This is a genomic window from Lysinibacillus canaveralius (assembly GCF_047301505.1).
Lineage (GTDB): Bacteria > Bacillota > Bacilli > Bacillales_A > Planococcaceae > Lysinibacillus_B.
In genome coordinates, this window is sequence record NZ_CP154840.1 from 1416912 (window position 1) to 1432619 (window position 15708).

General features: G+C 40.4%; 19 protein-coding genes. 10 read left to right on the top strand and 9 right to left on the bottom strand.

Annotated features, from left to right (window positions below; translation table 11 throughout):
* Positions 1–277: 277 nt before the first annotated feature.
* On the bottom strand, positions 278–628 hold the full coding sequence (locus tag AA0Y26_RS07035; protein ID WP_413366362.1) for a DUF4183 domain-containing protein: 351 nt from the start codon (positions 626–628) through the stop codon (positions 278–280).
* Between the two features lie 168 nt (positions 629–796).
* Here AA0Y26_RS07035 and AA0Y26_RS07040 point away from each other — a divergent pair, with 168 nt between their 5' ends.
* The 5 genes from AA0Y26_RS07040 to AA0Y26_RS07060 all read left to right on the top strand — a co-directional run bounded on the left by AA0Y26_RS07040 (position 797) and on the right by AA0Y26_RS07060 (position 5844).
* Positions 797–1159, top strand: a complete 363-nt coding sequence (locus AA0Y26_RS07040; protein WP_413366363.1) for a DUF4183 domain-containing protein — start codon at positions 797–799, stop codon at positions 1157–1159.
* 299 nt (positions 1160–1458) lie between these two features.
* Entirely contained in the window at positions 1459–2085 is a 627-nt protein-coding gene (locus AA0Y26_RS07045) for a DUF1796 family putative cysteine peptidase (RefSeq protein ID WP_413366365.1), read from the top strand.
* A 38-nt stretch (positions 2086–2123) separates the two neighbouring features.
* Entirely contained in the window at positions 2124–3077 is a 954-nt protein-coding gene (locus AA0Y26_RS07050; RefSeq protein WP_413366367.1) for a polysaccharide biosynthesis protein, read from the top strand.
* 210 nt (positions 3078–3287) lie between these two features.
* Positions 3288–4208: a CPBP family intramembrane glutamic endopeptidase gene (locus tag AA0Y26_RS07055; RefSeq protein WP_413366369.1), complete on the top strand. Its 921-nt coding sequence runs from the start codon at positions 3288–3290 to the stop codon at positions 4206–4208.
* A 394-nt stretch (positions 4209–4602) separates the two neighbouring features.
* Complete coding sequence (locus AA0Y26_RS07060) at positions 4603–5844, top strand: hypothetical protein (RefSeq protein WP_413366371.1); 1242 nt, start codon at positions 4603–4605, stop codon at positions 5842–5844.
* 261 nt (positions 5845–6105) lie between these two features.
* On the opposite strand, the gene lepB is transcribed toward AA0Y26_RS07060, so the two are convergent.
* The gene (gene lepB / locus AA0Y26_RS07065; RefSeq protein WP_413366373.1) at positions 6106–6663 is read right to left on the bottom strand and encodes a signal peptidase I; all 558 of its coding nucleotides are present in this window, start codon (positions 6661–6663) and stop codon (positions 6106–6108) included.
* Positions 6664–7058: 395 nt separating this feature from the next.
* Between lepB and AA0Y26_RS07070 the strand changes: the two genes are divergently transcribed.
* Positions 7059–7490 carry a MarR family winged helix-turn-helix transcriptional regulator gene (locus tag AA0Y26_RS07070; protein WP_413366375.1) on the top strand — a complete coding sequence of 144 codons (432 nt, stop codon included), beginning with the start codon at positions 7059–7061 and terminating at the stop codon, positions 7488–7490.
* Positions 7491–7530: 40 nt separating this feature from the next.
* A complete protein-coding gene (gene hslO, locus AA0Y26_RS07075) occupies positions 7531–8439 on the top strand; it encodes an Hsp33 family molecular chaperone HslO (RefSeq protein ID WP_413366377.1) in 909 nt (302 codons plus the stop codon).
* A gap of 106 nt (positions 8440–8545) precedes the next feature.
* On the opposite strand, the gene AA0Y26_RS07080 is transcribed toward hslO, so the two are convergent.
* The 5 genes from AA0Y26_RS07080 to AA0Y26_RS07100 form a co-directional block, all read right to left on the bottom strand.
* Complete coding sequence (locus tag AA0Y26_RS07080; RefSeq protein ID WP_413366379.1) at positions 8546–8785, bottom strand: hypothetical protein; 240 nt, start codon at positions 8783–8785, stop codon at positions 8546–8548.
* A 65-nt stretch (positions 8786–8850) separates the two neighbouring features.
* Positions 8851–9636: an SAM-dependent methyltransferase gene (locus AA0Y26_RS07085; protein ID WP_413366380.1), complete on the bottom strand. Its 786-nt coding sequence runs from the start codon at positions 9634–9636 to the stop codon at positions 8851–8853.
* A gap of 554 nt (positions 9637–10190) precedes the next feature.
* Positions 10191–11135 carry a cation diffusion facilitator family transporter gene (locus AA0Y26_RS07090; protein WP_413366382.1) on the bottom strand — a complete coding sequence of 315 codons (945 nt, stop codon included), beginning with the start codon at positions 11133–11135 and terminating at the stop codon, positions 10191–10193.
* Between the two features lie 13 nt (positions 11136–11148).
* Positions 11149–11469, bottom strand: coding sequence for an ArsR/SmtB family transcription factor (locus AA0Y26_RS07095; RefSeq protein WP_413366384.1), 321 nt, complete (start codon positions 11467–11469; stop codon positions 11149–11151).
* A gap of 187 nt (positions 11470–11656) precedes the next feature.
* The gene (locus tag AA0Y26_RS07100; protein ID WP_413366386.1) at positions 11657–12385 is read right to left on the bottom strand and encodes a ZIP family metal transporter; all 729 of its coding nucleotides are present in this window, start codon (positions 12383–12385) and stop codon (positions 11657–11659) included.
* Positions 12386–12655: 270 nt separating this feature from the next.
* Between AA0Y26_RS07100 and AA0Y26_RS07105 the strand changes: the two genes are divergently transcribed.
* The gene (locus AA0Y26_RS07105) at positions 12656–12985 is read left to right on the top strand and encodes a redox protein (protein WP_413366388.1); all 330 of its coding nucleotides are present in this window, start codon (positions 12656–12658) and stop codon (positions 12983–12985) included.
* A 45-nt stretch (positions 12986–13030) separates the two neighbouring features.
* Here the strand turns inward: AA0Y26_RS07105 and AA0Y26_RS07110 are convergent, their stop codons facing one another.
* Positions 13031–13921 (bottom strand): DUF2268 domain-containing protein, encoded by an 891-nt coding sequence (locus AA0Y26_RS07110; protein ID WP_413366390.1) that lies wholly within the window; start codon positions 13919–13921, stop codon positions 13031–13033.
* Positions 13922–14072: 151 nt separating this feature from the next.
* Positions 14073–14612 (bottom strand): DUF402 domain-containing protein, encoded by a 540-nt coding sequence (locus tag AA0Y26_RS07115; RefSeq protein ID WP_413366392.1) that lies wholly within the window; start codon positions 14610–14612, stop codon positions 14073–14075.
* A gap of 344 nt (positions 14613–14956) precedes the next feature.
* Between AA0Y26_RS07115 and AA0Y26_RS07120 the strand changes: the two genes are divergently transcribed.
* Positions 14957–15109 carry a hypothetical protein gene (locus AA0Y26_RS07120; RefSeq protein WP_413366394.1) on the top strand — a complete coding sequence of 51 codons (153 nt, stop codon included), beginning with the start codon at positions 14957–14959 and terminating at the stop codon, positions 15107–15109.
* Positions 15110–15176: 67 nt separating this feature from the next.
* On the top strand, positions 15177–15695 hold the full coding sequence (locus AA0Y26_RS07125; protein WP_413366395.1) for a hypothetical protein: 519 nt from the start codon (positions 15177–15179) through the stop codon (positions 15693–15695).
* Positions 15696–15708: the final 13 nt, after the last annotated feature.

A 15708-nucleotide genomic window follows, 5' to 3' on the forward strand; every position in this document is an offset into this window, starting at 1 on the left:
GACGTATGACTAGATAAATAGAATGATAGTGGAAGTATTAATAAATCAATCTATTTCGTTAATAGAAAAAGTTCGCTCATGAAATTGGGAGGCGTTTCATTGCGAGGCAGCAGTTCTTAATAGATGGAAAGAAGTTGTCACTAAATATCGGAATGAAAAAATAGGGTAGCGCTGGAGGATGAAAATATTTCATCTCGATTTACTGTGCAATCCAATCCAGCAGCACTACCAGAGGAAGATTAGCATAGCCGTTTCCTTAGGAAGTTATATGAAGGGGTTAAATCGTAATCATTTGGAGAATAATCGGGGAGCCCTTCAGCGGCGCATCTAATGTATTCAAGATAATTTTCCCTTCCTCTATCCTGTAATTCACCTTCGGCTGGAGTACGCCATTAATGAAAAGGTTCATAAAGGAAACATCTGATGAATTTCGAATAATACGATCTCCGGTATGCTCCAGGCAGTCATCAAGTGTATACACTTTCTTTCTCCCATCTGAGACAGTATAGAATTCTAGAATGGAAACCTTTTTAGGGCCTTTTATATAAAGGGACTCGGAGGGAAGTTTAGGAAATGGCAGCAGCAAGGGGCGGACTAATTCGCCATCTGATTCGGACCTAAATGACATGGGACTCCTCCTTAATTTGCTAATAAACGATTCTTCTTATTAATATGTGAAACTACAAAGTAAAGTGTAGGTAGAAAGAACTGTTATTTCTTTCGTTTTTGGAATGTCACGGTTCTCCCTTTTAGAAGGACATATCATGTTAAAGATAAAATCTAGGAGGGATATTTTTTGCCGTTAAAAATTATTTCAATTGCGCCTAATAATAATCAGGCCATTGCTGTCACGCCATTGGTTACACGGTTGTTTCATGAAGTAGGAGAAACGATTAGTGGTGTTTCAACCTATAAAATTAACGTGAACGAATTCTTGAATGATGCTGGGGAAGTAGTAGAGAATTTGCCGGTCCTTAATTTAAATAACCATTATTTCCATATATATGTAAATGGTGTCCTGCAAATGGACGACAGTTTTGCATATACAGCCGGAGAGCAGGGGATTGGTTCTTTAATAATGTCTATCCCAGAAGAGACAGAAATTCCTGCAGGAACGCCGGTCATTATGGAGATTATTAACTTTTATCCACAAATGTAAGGATATAGAAACGCCCCTAATTAGGTACAGTTATTATTGCCTGAGGGGCATTTTTTTATTTGTAAAACTTCTTGCAAACTCTTATGTCACTAATAAGAAAGCTTGAATATTCCAATATAGGACAAGCGGTTTGAAAAGGCTTTTTCATAGCGTGATAAATATGCAGCTAAAGTAGAAATAAGAAAAAAAATTGTATACCTGCCCCATATCTCTATGCCAAAACTGCATTAAATGAGAGTAGCGGCGATGTCTAATGTTAGTCTGATAGACATCGCTTCTCAAAGAGAGGGGGTGAGAAAATGAGAAGAGAAGACTTAATGGGAAGTTATGATGCAATATTCAGCCTTGGCGATTTATGTTTAACATCCATACAATTGAAAAAACATGGATTACGGCCATACTCCGGTGTATTTGATTGGGCTGCTACGCCAACATTGTCAAAGGTCAACTTCATGTTGAAAAATAGATTTGCCCAATTTATGCAATTGGAGCATCTAAGAACGATTGGACCGGCGAGCGATACAATGCTCTGCGTAGCGGATGATTATTATGATTTTGTCTCTAATCATGATTTCGAATTAACAAAGAACTCCATGACATATCTTGGTTCTTATAATGAGGTAATGGAGAAGTATAATCGGCGTATTAGCCGCTTCCTTTATGCGATGAATACAGCGAGGCGCATATTATTTGTTAGAACCGAGGGCGATCTTGGTGATGTAATGGAATTGCAGGCAACCCTGCGTGACTTAGTCAAAAATGATTTTAGCATTTTAGTTATTAATCATGAAGACGTCAGCGGCATTGTAGAGAAACACTGGCCGCTTCCGCATGTTTATTCGGTTGCTTTCCCAAATAGCGTAGACAAATGGGAAGGAAACAACGAACTTTGGTCTGAGATACTACAAGGGATTAGTTTAGGATAATCAAAAATATAACTGCAGAAATAATAGGAGGAAAAGGAATGTACAAGGATTCATCAATTTTAGTGACAGGGGGGACCGGTTCCTGGGGGATTGAGTTAATTCGTCAACTCCTTACATTAGACCCCAAAGAAATTATCATTTATTCAAGAAATGAAAACAGCCAGGTAGAACTGAGAAGAAAAATGGATGATTCCCGACTTCAATATTTTATTGGAGATATTCGGGATAAGGAAGCAATGAATACTGCCTCGGCTGGTGTTGATTATATCTTTCATCTAGCTGCATTGAAGCATGTTCCAGTCTGTGAAGAAAATCCAGTAGAATCTATTAAAACAAACATTATTGGCACACAAAATGTAATCGATGCCGCAATTGAGAACGGCGTAAAAAAAGTTATTTATGTCTCCACAGATAAGGCAGCAGATCCTGCTAACACATATGGCATGACAAAGGCATTAGGCGAGAAATTAATCATTCATGCAAACCGAAAAAAATCGGGTACTCAATTTACTTGTGTGCGGGGAGGAAACGTACTAGGCAGCAGCGGCAGTGTATTGCCTTTATTTAAAAAGCAGATCAAGGAGCTGGGCGAGGTTCATATTACTGATAAGCGCATGGTCCGTTATTTTATTTCGCCTGAGGAGGCGATTGTCCAACTACTAAAAGTAGGAGAAGTATCGCAGGGCGGTGAAATATTTATAATGAATATGGATGCTTTCCGTATCATTGATCTAGCAGAAGTATTGATTAAACATTCAAAACAAAATGATATCAAAATTATCGAGATAGGTGCAAGGCCAGGTGAGAAACTGGAGGAAGTTTTAGTAGCTGAAAGCGAAAGAGCTTCGACATTTATCTTTGATGAAGACCTCTTAATTCATTTCCCGAATGGGGAAGTTACTTCGTCCTACCCTCTCCTTTTTGAAAGCGAAATGCCGCTCCTTACGAAAGATGAAATAGAACAAATGCTAAAAGAAGGAAAATTCATTTAAGGGAGGACCTGCTTTCCCTTTTAAGATGCTTATTATCTTGATGAAAGCGAGAATCAGAATGAAGCCCATCAATCGGCTCTTATGCTGCTGATGGGCTATTTTGCTGTTTATTGGAGAGCATTTTAAAAATAGCAGGGATTATGGAAAAATTTGTAGAAGTTAGTGTGAAAGAGCAGCAGTTGGCATCTTAGAAGGGGAGGTATGAAAGACATGGATACGAATTTTAGAAATTTTACGATTTGGAAATTTGTTTTGTTTTTTATTGGAATGACAATTATAAGTGTGGTTGTTTCGATGGTGTTTCTGCAAGAAGCAGACAGTATGCAGGCACAGCGGATTATAGAGCTGCTTTTAAATAGCTCACTTGCGTTATACATATATGTAAGCATTCGAAAAGGGAAAATTGCTTTCAATGGCCAGCCCATGCAGCAGGCGATGACAAGGGGCAGGTGGGCTAAATATATCGGAGCTACGCTATTTCTAAAGGCTGTCGGAGTGATTGCGGTTACCATCTTTGGGCTGCTGTTGTTACTAGCGTTTCCGTCTATTATCCATTTAGTAGAAGCTATTCTTACAGAAGAAGCAACGCTAATTAGCACACCGACAGCTTTTCAGTTTCTCTTAATGGTAATCAGCCTTTGTATTCTTACACCGATCTGGGAGGAATTCTTTTTCCGGGGTATATTATTCCGCCGTTTTGCTCTTCGCACAAAAACAACGAGAGCAGCAATATATTCTTCCTTGATTTTCGGAGTTTTGCATATCGGCGGCAACAGTATAGTCCATGCTTTTCTTGTCGGTATATTGTTCTGTTATATTTATGCCAGCACACAAAATATCTGGATACCAGTCATCCTGCATGGTCTAGGCAATTTCCTATCCATACTGCCGAATCTTTTTCCGGCAGTGCCGTATGAAATGACTTATTTACCTTCACAAGATCAACTGAAGGGAGAGCTTATAACAATGAGCTTCCCGCTTTTACTATGTCTGGTTATCGGAGCAATTTTACTAAAGAAATACTGGCCGCGGCTGCAAAAGATGACCATCGTAAAGGAACAGGAAATGCAAGTGGAAGGTATGGGAATAAAAAACGCATCTGAAGAAATCGATACTGGGAAAATAGAGTAAAAACTTCCTCAGGCAACTATAACAATGCCCTTATTCACGTTTTGGTAAATAGGGGCTTTTTTGCATTGGTGCTCACAAGTCTTGAGCGCCGAAAAACGTCTAGTAGGAGTGGCAATGCTTATTACTACGGAACCGTCTCTGCTTAGACGTATGAATGCAAAAAAATATTGTTCTTCCGAGATGAAATGATTTCCTTTTTCTCCCTATTGAATTTATAATGTGAGAAAGGGGTGACAAATGATATGTAAATGCGAACTCCTTTGGATATAGTAAAAAAGAGCGTGTTTGATTCTTTAGTAATAAGAAATTTTAAACATATAAGCAAATCGTATTTTAATTTGTATAAATATAGTATGATAATAGAAGGTATTATTAAGGGAAGGATGTGAGGAAAGTGGAAGTAAAAACACTGACAAACTCTCAATTGATTGACTGTTTACAGTATATTATGGGGCAATCGCGTTATGTGGAGGCACGTGATTTATGCGAGTATATTTTACAGAGACTCCAGCAAAACGATGAATCCTATTACACAGCTTGTCTCATGATGCTGGAAATCTATCTGAATTTACACGATCAGGAGAGTTTTATTGAAGCTTATACCCTTTACAAGGAAGAAATTAAGAGTAATGGAAGGCCGGAAGACTGTGTGAAATTGGCTCTTTTCACAGGTCAATATCATACTTATATGACGAAGAACCTAGATCATGCTCTCTTGTATTATCGTAAAACAGCTACTCTAGCATTTCAGCATCGTTTTCCACGTATGTTGAGTATGGCGATTACTGGAATAGCACTTACTATGCATGAGCAAAAAGCACCGTATTCACAAATACTTAAGCTTTTAGAATATAATCTGGCCAACATACAAGAAATGCGTGACGATGATCCGTTAGCCTATATCGATGCTCATTTAATCTATTGCCGTACGCTAATGTGCCTAAAGCAATATAATGAGGCAAAAGCAAAAGTAAGGGAATTACTAACATTGAATGTACCCCCCTTTATCCGCTTAAAGCTGCAATTACAGCTTGCTTCAGCAGAGTATGAAGAAGGCGAATATGAAAAGGCAATATCTACATGTGAGGAGATTCTAACCATATTGGGAGAAAATCCAAAGCTTGGAGAAATGCTGTATATTTATCATGAAATTTATGAACTTATGATGCAAGCAGCCGAAGCATTGAATAGTCCAGCGTATGAAATGTATAAGCAATCCTATCAGGAAATTCGAGAGAGGCAGGAGGTGAGCATACAGCTAAAAATGGCTAGTATGCCGAATTTCCATGCATCCTTGCCGAACTATGAGCCAAATGAAAGTTTTTTCCGCAAAATTAACAGAACATGCGGGACATTTTTTGTGTTAAAAACTTCGGATCTCCAGTCTGTTCTTTCAACCATAGGAAAGCAGCACCATTTTATATGGACGACTTTTATCAACACATTTGGATTCTATTTGTATGCGGAGTTGACAGAGGCGGAGCTGGCGGGGATATTGACACCGTTTGTCGAGCAGAAATATTATGCATGCTGCCGCTACCAGCCTGATACAATTACACCAAAAGAATGCTCTCACCAAATGCAGGCGCTGTTATACCACCAGGAAATGACGGGTTCAGAAACGTTTTATATGTAAGTAAACAACCCCGGAGCATCCCTGCTCTGGGGTTTGTGTTCTTAAGTTCATTATAGACTGGCGGTATCACTAAAAGTTACTATTCGATATAGCAACGTCTAAAAACAAAATGTACCTATAATTGTCTTTCATCTGCCTGGCAGCCTATTTCTAAACTGAAGCAACATAAACCCAACAAGTAAATGACAAAGCAACCATAGGAATATGAAAAAACTCTTATCTGCTATTAAGGAGCTGGTGACTGTTATGGTACACTGGGTTTTACTTCAGGGTACCGAAGTTGTCAAACGGCCAGAAGACTAATTCAGCCTTGCCTAGTATTACATCTTTTGGGATGAATCCTACTGCTGGATAACGGCTGTCATTGCTTACACGGCGGTTGTCGCCTAGTACAAAATAGGAATCTTCCGGTACGGTCGTCTCACCCAAATACTCTTCCATACGGAAATCCTCTGTCAGTGTACCAGAATCGATTAGGGCAGCTTTATAATCATCTAAATAAGGCTCTTCAAATTTTTCACCGTTAATGAAAAGCTCATCTTCAATATACTCGATGCGATCTCCCGGTACGCCAATGACACGCTTTACATAGTTGGGGCCATCCGGCGATTTAAAAACAATAATATCAAAGCGGTCATAGTCAGAAAGCTTTGGCCCGATTTTATTAATGATCAGCTTATCCCCATCCTCTAATGTAGGCATCATGGAAGCACCATTTACAACAATAGGAGTCATAAGGAAGAAGCGTATTCCAACAGCGATTAAAACAGCTAAAGTAAGTACTTTTATCCATTCAAAAAATTCGTTCTTTTTTTTCATAACAATCTCCTTTCCTAATTATAAAACGATGGTATACATTTACAGGTTTCTTATGTACCATTATACAGGTTAAAAGGCATAGGAAACATTACATTCAGACAAATTTTACATAAAAGTTTGGCGGGAGACTGGGTAAGTTAAAAAGTCTGTTAACTATTCGTAAGAGAGGCGGGCAGCATATTCTTAGCGTTTTCTGCAAAGAATAAAGTTATACGGGAAATCCGTTGGATCGTTTTAGACATATAGAATCATTTTTCTTGTATAATAGGATAATTTTGATTATATTATTGAGGGGTCAAATATTGAACCCTTACGGATAGAGAAATAATTAAATGGTGAACAAAGCAGCAATTTTATTTGTATCCATTGACGAATAAACGAAGGGAGGTTCACAAATGGACGTTTCGATAACAGAGCAGGAGCAAATATTATTAATGTTCAAATCGTTAGGCAATCAGCTTGGACCAAAGTTTGAGAAAGCAGCACATATGAGCCTCTCCAGATTTGAAGTTTTATACCAGCTCGTACAGACCGAGGAAATTAACCAGTCTACTTTGCAGAAATCGGTGAATATTGACAATGCAGCGATCACTCGTCATCTGAAGCAGCTTGAAGCAGAAGGAATGGTGACGAGACGGAAAAATCCTTGCGACAATCGAGAGACATTTGTCCGCCTTACACAGGAAGGGCGTCAACGGATCGGCAGCTGCCAATCAGACAAAGCGAGTTTTATTCATCAGATGTTTCGTAATTTTGATGAAAAGGAGCTTCAGCAGCTGGCAAAGCTGCTGGAACGTATCCAGCAAAATATTGACGAGCCATACTGATCTTGCATAAATACTTTACAACAAGAAGGAGACAAAACGAATGAGTGATTATTTAGTTAGAGCAATTGGCTTTGGTGGCCAAGTTCGTGCATTTGCAGCACGTACAACAGAGACAGTAGGAGAAGCGCAGCGCCGCCATAACACATGGCCGGTCGTATCAGCGGCAATTGGCCGTTCTATGACAGCTGGTGTGATGATGGGGGCAATGCTAAAAGGCGACGATAAATTAACGATTAAAATCGAGGGGAACGGTCCCATCGGTCCTATGGTTATTGACGCAAATGCAAACGGAGAAGTGCGTGGCTATGTGCAAAACGGACAAGTCCACTTTGACTTAAACGAACAAGGAAAATTGGATGTTCGTGCTGGTGTCGGCGATGAAGGTTTTATGACAATTGTAAAAGATCTTGGACTTCGTGACATGTTCTCCAGCCAGACGCCAATCGTATCGGGGGAAATTGCTGAAGACTTTACGTATTATTTCGCGACAAGTGAACAGGTACCTTCATCAGTAGGCCTTGGTGTACTTGTTAATCCGGATAACACGATTTTAGCTGCTGGCGGTTTCATCCTGCAGATTATGCCGGGCTGTGAAGAGGGAACAATTCAAGCACTTGAAAAGCATTTGGCATCCATTGAGCCTGTATCAAAAATGATTGAAAAAGGCATGACGCCGGAAGAGATTTTAGAAGCGGTTATTGGAGAACAAGGAAACGTGCAAATTTTAAGCACAATGCCTGTAACATTCCAATGCCAATGCTCAAAAGAGCGCTACAGTGCAGCCATCTTAGGTCTTGGTGAACAGGAAATTCAGGAAATGATCGATGAAATGGGTCAAATTGAAACACAATGCCATTTCTGCCTGGAAACTTATGATTTCTCGAAAGAAGAGCTGCAAGGCCTGATCAATGAACTTCATGAGCAACGCCAAGGACGCTTGGATAACTAATCGATATACAAAGAGAAAAAGCGAAAGCCCGCCGTTTAGAGACGCTAACACGTCTGAACGGGGGCTTTTTTATATGTTTTATTGTCGGGCAGAGGCTATTTGCCAACTATTTTTTAGGTAGGCTGGTTTTAGCCCGCAGCGTAGCCGCAGATTTATCCCAGCTTCCTTTTACTACGTTATAAGAGGGACCTGGAATGTGCTGAGTGGAGAAAGCATGTAAATTGGAAAACGTCGCAATTTCAACGCCCATTTTGTTTTGTCCGATTGTTTGAATTCCGTGTAATCGGGATGCATACATTTTAATTTCTGCTTTGGCAGGACGATTTAGTAACGTGGAAGTTATCATAATCTTCATCCTTCTGCTTTCATAAATGGGTATTGATTGCTTTTTCGAGCACTTGTTAAAATTGCTTATTGAGCCAAATCAGCTATTATGACAGTACTGTTCAAGCTTTGAACTGGTGTTGGAGAGGAGCGCAGTAAATCATAATAAGTATGAATAAGCGATTGGATTCTGGGCGGAGCAGTTGAAAAATCTTGTTCTACAGAGAACGCGTTATCGACTTCCCAGCCTCCATCCTGTAAATAAGCAGCATCGATTATGCTGCTCTTCGTTAGTGCCCAACCAGATGCTTCCATCATATGAATGAGCTGCTCCTTGCTAAAAACGTGTTGAATATTTCCCTCATTTTCAACGAATTGGCTATAAAGCGCTAAAATGGAGATTGCATGAAAATGGGCGAGCTGGGTGTGCTCCGTAAAATGAATATCCCACTCTGCAATACAAATACGCTTTGCGATCTTTGCACAATAAGAAAAATAGCGTTTTAGCTGTTCGGGGTCCCGGAAATACCAGGAAGAGTGAGATAATACGGCCAAATCAAAAGGCTCTTCTACAAGTAAATCAAGTAAATCCGTTTCAAAAGAAAAGGTTATCCGTTCACCAAGCGGAGAAGCTTTGATTGCAGCAGCTGCTTCTCCTAAATTGATGGGGGCGCCGTAGTCAGGACCCGCAATGTCAATTGCCATCACATATCCAGAGGCTCCTACTTGATCAGCCAGGGCAACGGTTGTATCTCCCTGGCCGCAGCCAATTTCAAGAACCCTCATACCTTCCTTCACTTCAAATGCTTTCACCAACTCTAGGCGGTGCCGCAGCTGTCTGCGTTGAATCGTGTCATCGCCGATTATTTTCATACATCGTAGTAGATGGTCCATAATTTTCCCGCTTCCTTTTCTCAATTATTTTGAATGAAGTCAGCAACAACAGCAGGTTCGCCAGCTCCTCATTCGATAGGGCAGAGGTGCCATCCATAGGATGTATTCGTTTATTACGGATTACAATTATGAATGGGTACCTCTTTTACACTTCATAAAAACTACCATCAATTCATCGACTCCTTACAAATAATTACTTTTATTTAACCACAGAAGAAAAAGAGAGGCAATCAAGGCTTTGAAAAGGCGATTATTAAAAGAAATCTAAAAAGACAAGCCCTTATCGGACTTGTCTCAGAGTGAAGACAAAGTCACTTTTTGACTTTGTCTTTACGTTTTTTCAAGTAGTTTTATAAAGGTATGTTTTACTCAGCCTGTCTTGAAAACGCTTGCCAGACGAGGCGCGCCGACGAGTGAAGACACGAATAGAACCTAAGTTCATGAGTGGACGAGCGAGGCAAGCAACGATGTATGAAAGCGTTTGTCAACAGTCTGAGACAAGCCCTTATCGGACTTGTCTTCATGCTGCCTCATTAATGGTGATGTTCTTCATGTTTCATTTGACATAGAAGATCGTGGCTGTCACACGCAATTTCCGTCTCTATTTGAATCGTCACATGGTGAATACCCTGATGAAGCAGTCGGTGCTTAATTTTTTCCAGTAATGCCGAACTTTCGGCAATGGTCATGGAATCTGCTACAACGACATGTGCATTCATTGCTACATAATCGCTTGTAATAGACCAGACATGAATTTCATGTAGATTGATGACTTCGGGCAGGTTTTCAACTTCTGTTCGAATTGCCTGAAGTTCAACGGAAGCAGGCGCTCCCTCCATTAGTACATGGACAGCTGAGCGAGTAATACCAATTCCGCTGCGAAGCACGAGCAGCGCAACAATGACACTTGCCAGAGGGTCTGCCCACTGCCAGCCGAAAAAGATGATTAAGAGTGCTGCGATGATTGCGCCAATTGAGCCAAGCATGTCACTAATAACATGGGAAAAGGCACCCCGCATATTTAGGTTTTCTTCTGTATCACCGCTTTTAAACATGTACACAGCAACGATGATATTTACTAAAAGCCCAATGAAACTGATTATTAGCATTCCCATTGATGCAACTTCCGGAGGGCTCTGGAAGCGGTAGATCGCCTCATAAAAAATATAGAGAGCGATTAGAATGAGTGTTGCCCCGTTGAATAGGGCAGCTAGAATTTCAAATCGTTTATAGCCGAATGTTTTTGCCTGTGAAGTTGCCTTTTCAGCTAGCTTGAAGGCGACAAGAGCAATAGCAAGCGACAGTGCATCACTGAGCATATGACCTGCATCGGAAAGAAGCGCGAGACTGTTTGTCAGCAAACCCCCGATTACTTCGACAATCATAAAGGAAGCAATGATTAAAAAAGAAACAAATAACACTTTTTTATTGGATGTATGAACATGAGAGTGATCATGCCCATGATGATGGTGACTCATTTATTCCCACTCCTTACGTATGTTTAGCGTGCTCGATTGCCTGTTTAAGCAGGCCCATAACATGCGCGTCATCAGATGTATAATAAAGGGTTGTTCCCTCACGGCGAAACTTGACAAGACGCAAATTTTTTAGAAAACGGAGCTGATGGGACACGGCTGACTGTGTTAAATCGAGTGCTTCTGCAATATCATTGACTGAATGTTCATGTTCGCAGAGAAAATGAAGTATGCGAATGCGTGTCGGATCGCTTAGCGCTTTAAATGTTTGTGCAGTAATGAATAAAGTTTCCTCATCCAGCCCATGTATTTGGCAGTTGCAAGGTTGTTCGTTCATAAAACCCCTCCGTTACATAATATGAATATATGAGTATATGTTCATATATAGTGTATGCTGTTTGGGAAGATTTTGCAACTGTAAGGTGAAAGAAAATTTAGATAGGGGTTTTTAAAAAGAAAATAGCATCTCCATAGGGCCCTTATATATGGTATACCCGAATTAATGAAGATGCTCACGTAATTTATTAATGAAGGTGGAACGGAAGAAGATCAAGTGCCTGATGAAGTCCGATGTAAAGCAAAATACCATAGAAGAAGTAAATGGATATACTTCTATCTTTAATGGCAATAACAGCAGGCAACAAATCGATTGTTACAATATAGAGGAACATGCCAGCCGTAAGTGATAGGGCAATGGGCAGAATAATCGGATCTGCTGCGAAAAACCTTGAAGCGGACATCGTAGCAACTGCCCCCGCAATTGTGGATAAACCCAGCAAATAAGAAGCGTATACTGCTTTTCGTCTGTTCCGGGACTTTGTATAAATAATAGAAGATAGCGTCAGCCCGTCCGGAATTTTATGAAGAAGAACGGCAAACAATATAACAAGCCCGACAGACTTGTCCATATGAAACCCCATGACAATCGATACTCCGTCCAAAAAGGTGTGAAGCAGCATACCAGCCAGTATGACCCTTGTCCGCTGCCCCTTGACGCCATGATGATGGGAAGAAAATAACTGCTGAATAAGAAAAAACAATCCAAAGCCTAAAATGATAAAGATCGGGCTGCTTTCATGCAGCTCAATCGCTTCCGGCATAATCGCCATTAAGGCAATCGCAAAGAGAAGGCCGGCACTCAAGGCCATGAGTGCATACGAATCATGCTCCGACCATGAACGCTTTATCAAAATGAGCAGCCCGCCAGCTACATTCGCGGCCGCTGCAAGCAATACATAAAAAAGAATATCCATAAATAACTCCTAAACTTGTTTAATAGTAGACTGCTTGCAATTAAGATATGCCTTGGGAAGGGAGAGCATGATTAATGCGTGATTCGCCGGTAAACTAAGGTTTTTCGCCGGTAAATCTGCTTAAGCCGCCGGTATTTACATAAAAATCGCTGGTAAGAGGACCAATTTCTTCTCGCTCTATAAAAAGATCAAAAGGGCGCTCATTGTACATAAAACGATGTCTATAATAAAATAAAACTATATGTTGTTAAAGAAAAGTGAGTGTTTGATATGGAAGCGAAAAAAGTAGAGGTGCCGTGCAGTACATGTGGAGAACCGGTGAAAATTGATTTCAATGAAGCGGAATTTTCCTCACAGCTGACAATTTTGAACGGAAAAAAGAAAGAAAGCCGCACGTTCATAAAAAAATGTCCAAGCTGCGGACAGATCAATACTGTGACGAGTGATGATAAAAAAGAATGGGGAAAAAGAAAAGGACCCAACGTGAAGACGGTCATGTTTTCTGGCTTTTTCTCCTGTCTGGTGATGATTATACTATTCGCCCTGTTTGTTTATTTTGCGTTCAAAGGACTGGGCATTGTGGTTGATTGGTTGTTTTAATAGGGGAAAGCGTGAGGACATTTGACGTGTCCTCACTTTTGCTTTTTAAAACAGTCCGCATGATCCTAATATGTCTGAGCTCTCCATTAAACTGGCCTCCGCAATCCCGATTCCTTCCCGCTTCATAAAGGCTTGGACAGCTTGATAGCCGACCGCATAGCCGGCAAACGGTGATAGGCCAACCGGTGCGTAGCCTTGAGCCTTTGCGATGATATCGCCAAACATATAGCTGCTCACCTCTGCAAATCCCTTCACATGGATCGCCTCCTTCATCACTTCGATTGAGTAAGCAAAGTCCTCTTCATCAAAGGAAGTGACCCAGGGGCCTATGAGCTGTTCACCGAAGAGTGCCTGTGCAAAGGATTCAGCCAGCCCCTCGATTACCAAATAGTCGCCGACGGTCACATTTCCATGATCCCAATTAAAATAGGAAAAACGAATATTATGATGAAATTCATGTGCAATAACCGCTGGGAGTCTCGGAATATTGTAGCTATTCGGACTTATGGCTACCTGGATAAAACCCGGGATACCACCAAACCCACAGTAGCCTTTTTGCAAAGATAACTTATCTGAATCCGCAATATAAAGTCCGAATTTTAGATCATCAGCAGCAATCATCAAGGAATGTTTCGCTATAAAATCTAGACAATGATCAAGTGTGCTTTGGGCTGTTTGCATGGCATGGATTTCTTTTAAGTTCTCTAACATCTGTAAGCCGGTCTCCGTTTCTTGCACTCCTAAATAACCAAGCATGTTTGTTGCCATTAATACGTCATATCCATTAGGCTCCCTTGCTTTTAGCGGTACATTGATCAACCGCCACATTGCTTCGAAAGGCTTCATCATTTCATATCGAAAATAATCCTCCCTTCCATTTTCCAAAGAGAACAGTATTTCATATTGCTCTATTGTGTTTTCCAGACTGTACTTCATTAAATCAACCCTCTTTCTATATGATTACTGTAAGTGTTGACGTAACGAGAAGGTCAAGAAGTTTAGAAAGCTATGATATGGGCGGTTCATCCGCTGTCACAATAAATATTTCACAAAAAAACCTTTCGGCGATTTAGCCGAAAGGGGGAATTTACATATCCTTCTCCAAAATCTTTTTATGTGGAATACTGAAATCAAGATATCTAAACGTTCCGTTCTGGAGTTCCTTATATATTTTATTAAATTCCGTAAATCCGAAATCATACATTTCCTTGGTGATTTCACCTGTCTGTAGTGCGTTTTCAATATCATCAAGATCTTTTTTGATGATTTCGCCGGAAGGAAGCTTAATAAGGTCCAGGTAGAGATCCTCCATATAAGGAACACCGTCTTCTATTCCGTTATGAGTAGTAATGTCGATATACCACTGAACAATATTTCCTTTCTCATCAAATATCGTCGTGATACCGAAGTGCTCGTCATCTGGCAAGTGCTGCAGCCAGGAATAGCCTTCGTGAGCGATACAAAACGTCTTACCCGCATGTGTCGTCCATAAAGGTTCTTTTATTTTTTTTATTTTTAATAGTGCAACATGACCGGCATAATTTCCGTCATTTATATAGACCATATTAAAATCACGCGCCAGCACCCTTGACCAATCTTCTCTTGTGATAAAACGTTTATTCACCATAACGATAAGCTCCTTTCTTTGAATAATTGTATTATAAAATAGGACATACATAATTTGTAAAAGTGTGCAGACTGCTATCAGCCTGCTGTCGTTAAATTCTTTTACCCAAGTGCTGCAGCGTTCAAGCGGGAAATTGGGCAAGAAGGAAAATTTCCTTTACTGGAATTTAGCAATATACCCTGTTACAATCATTATTTTAAAAGAAAAAAATGAAACATTTTCCTAATTCGCCCGTACAAACTACTAAAGAGAAATTTAGTTGGCACCCGGGAACGGGTTATAATGGAAATTATTTTTAGAAAATTCCTTTAATATGAGAAGATGTACATAAAGGGGGAAAAGGAATGATAGGTATCCTCGGCAGCATTATCTTAATTGTGCTGTTATTTGATGGACATACTCTGCGAAAGCAGAATACTGAACTGCTTGAGCAGAATAAAGAGATATTGGAGAGGCTGAAATTTCTCCAAACTGAGCTGGAGATGAAAAGGGAATAAGAAATGTTGGCAATTCGGTAAGGTAAATTATAGTGGATATTTTGTAAGGCAGCGAGGTGACAGGCAAGTGAACATCTATTTGTATACGATTCCCGAACAAGAGACGCAGCATACGAGCATACCAGTGTATGATGAAGATAGGCAGACGGCTTTTGTACTTAGGAAAAGTCCGCATCGTCTATTAAACAGTGTGTTACACCATATGTCCAAGGTAGGAATGCCATACTGCTATATGGCGATTTCTCCAGATGACCGGCCGATTTTTAAGGTTGATTGCCCGTTTTCGGGAGTGGGCTATACCATTCAATCGATGAATTCCCAGAAAAAGAACAAGATCGAGCAATACCACGTGCAGCTTGTCGAAAAGGTTCAGACATTCCGCCTGCAGGGTGACGATTTCCAATTTGAAAAGGATTACACAGGTGCTGGGGTGCTGACGCGAAATGACGAAAAAATTGCTAAAATTGAAAGTGTAGACAGCATTCAGGTAAACACGGCGAAACGCATTCGTATCGAAGCGAGAGACGATATCTCGGCCTCCTTGATCGCCGTTCTGTATCAAACATTTATAGAGGAGCAGGATTGAATTGAATAATGAA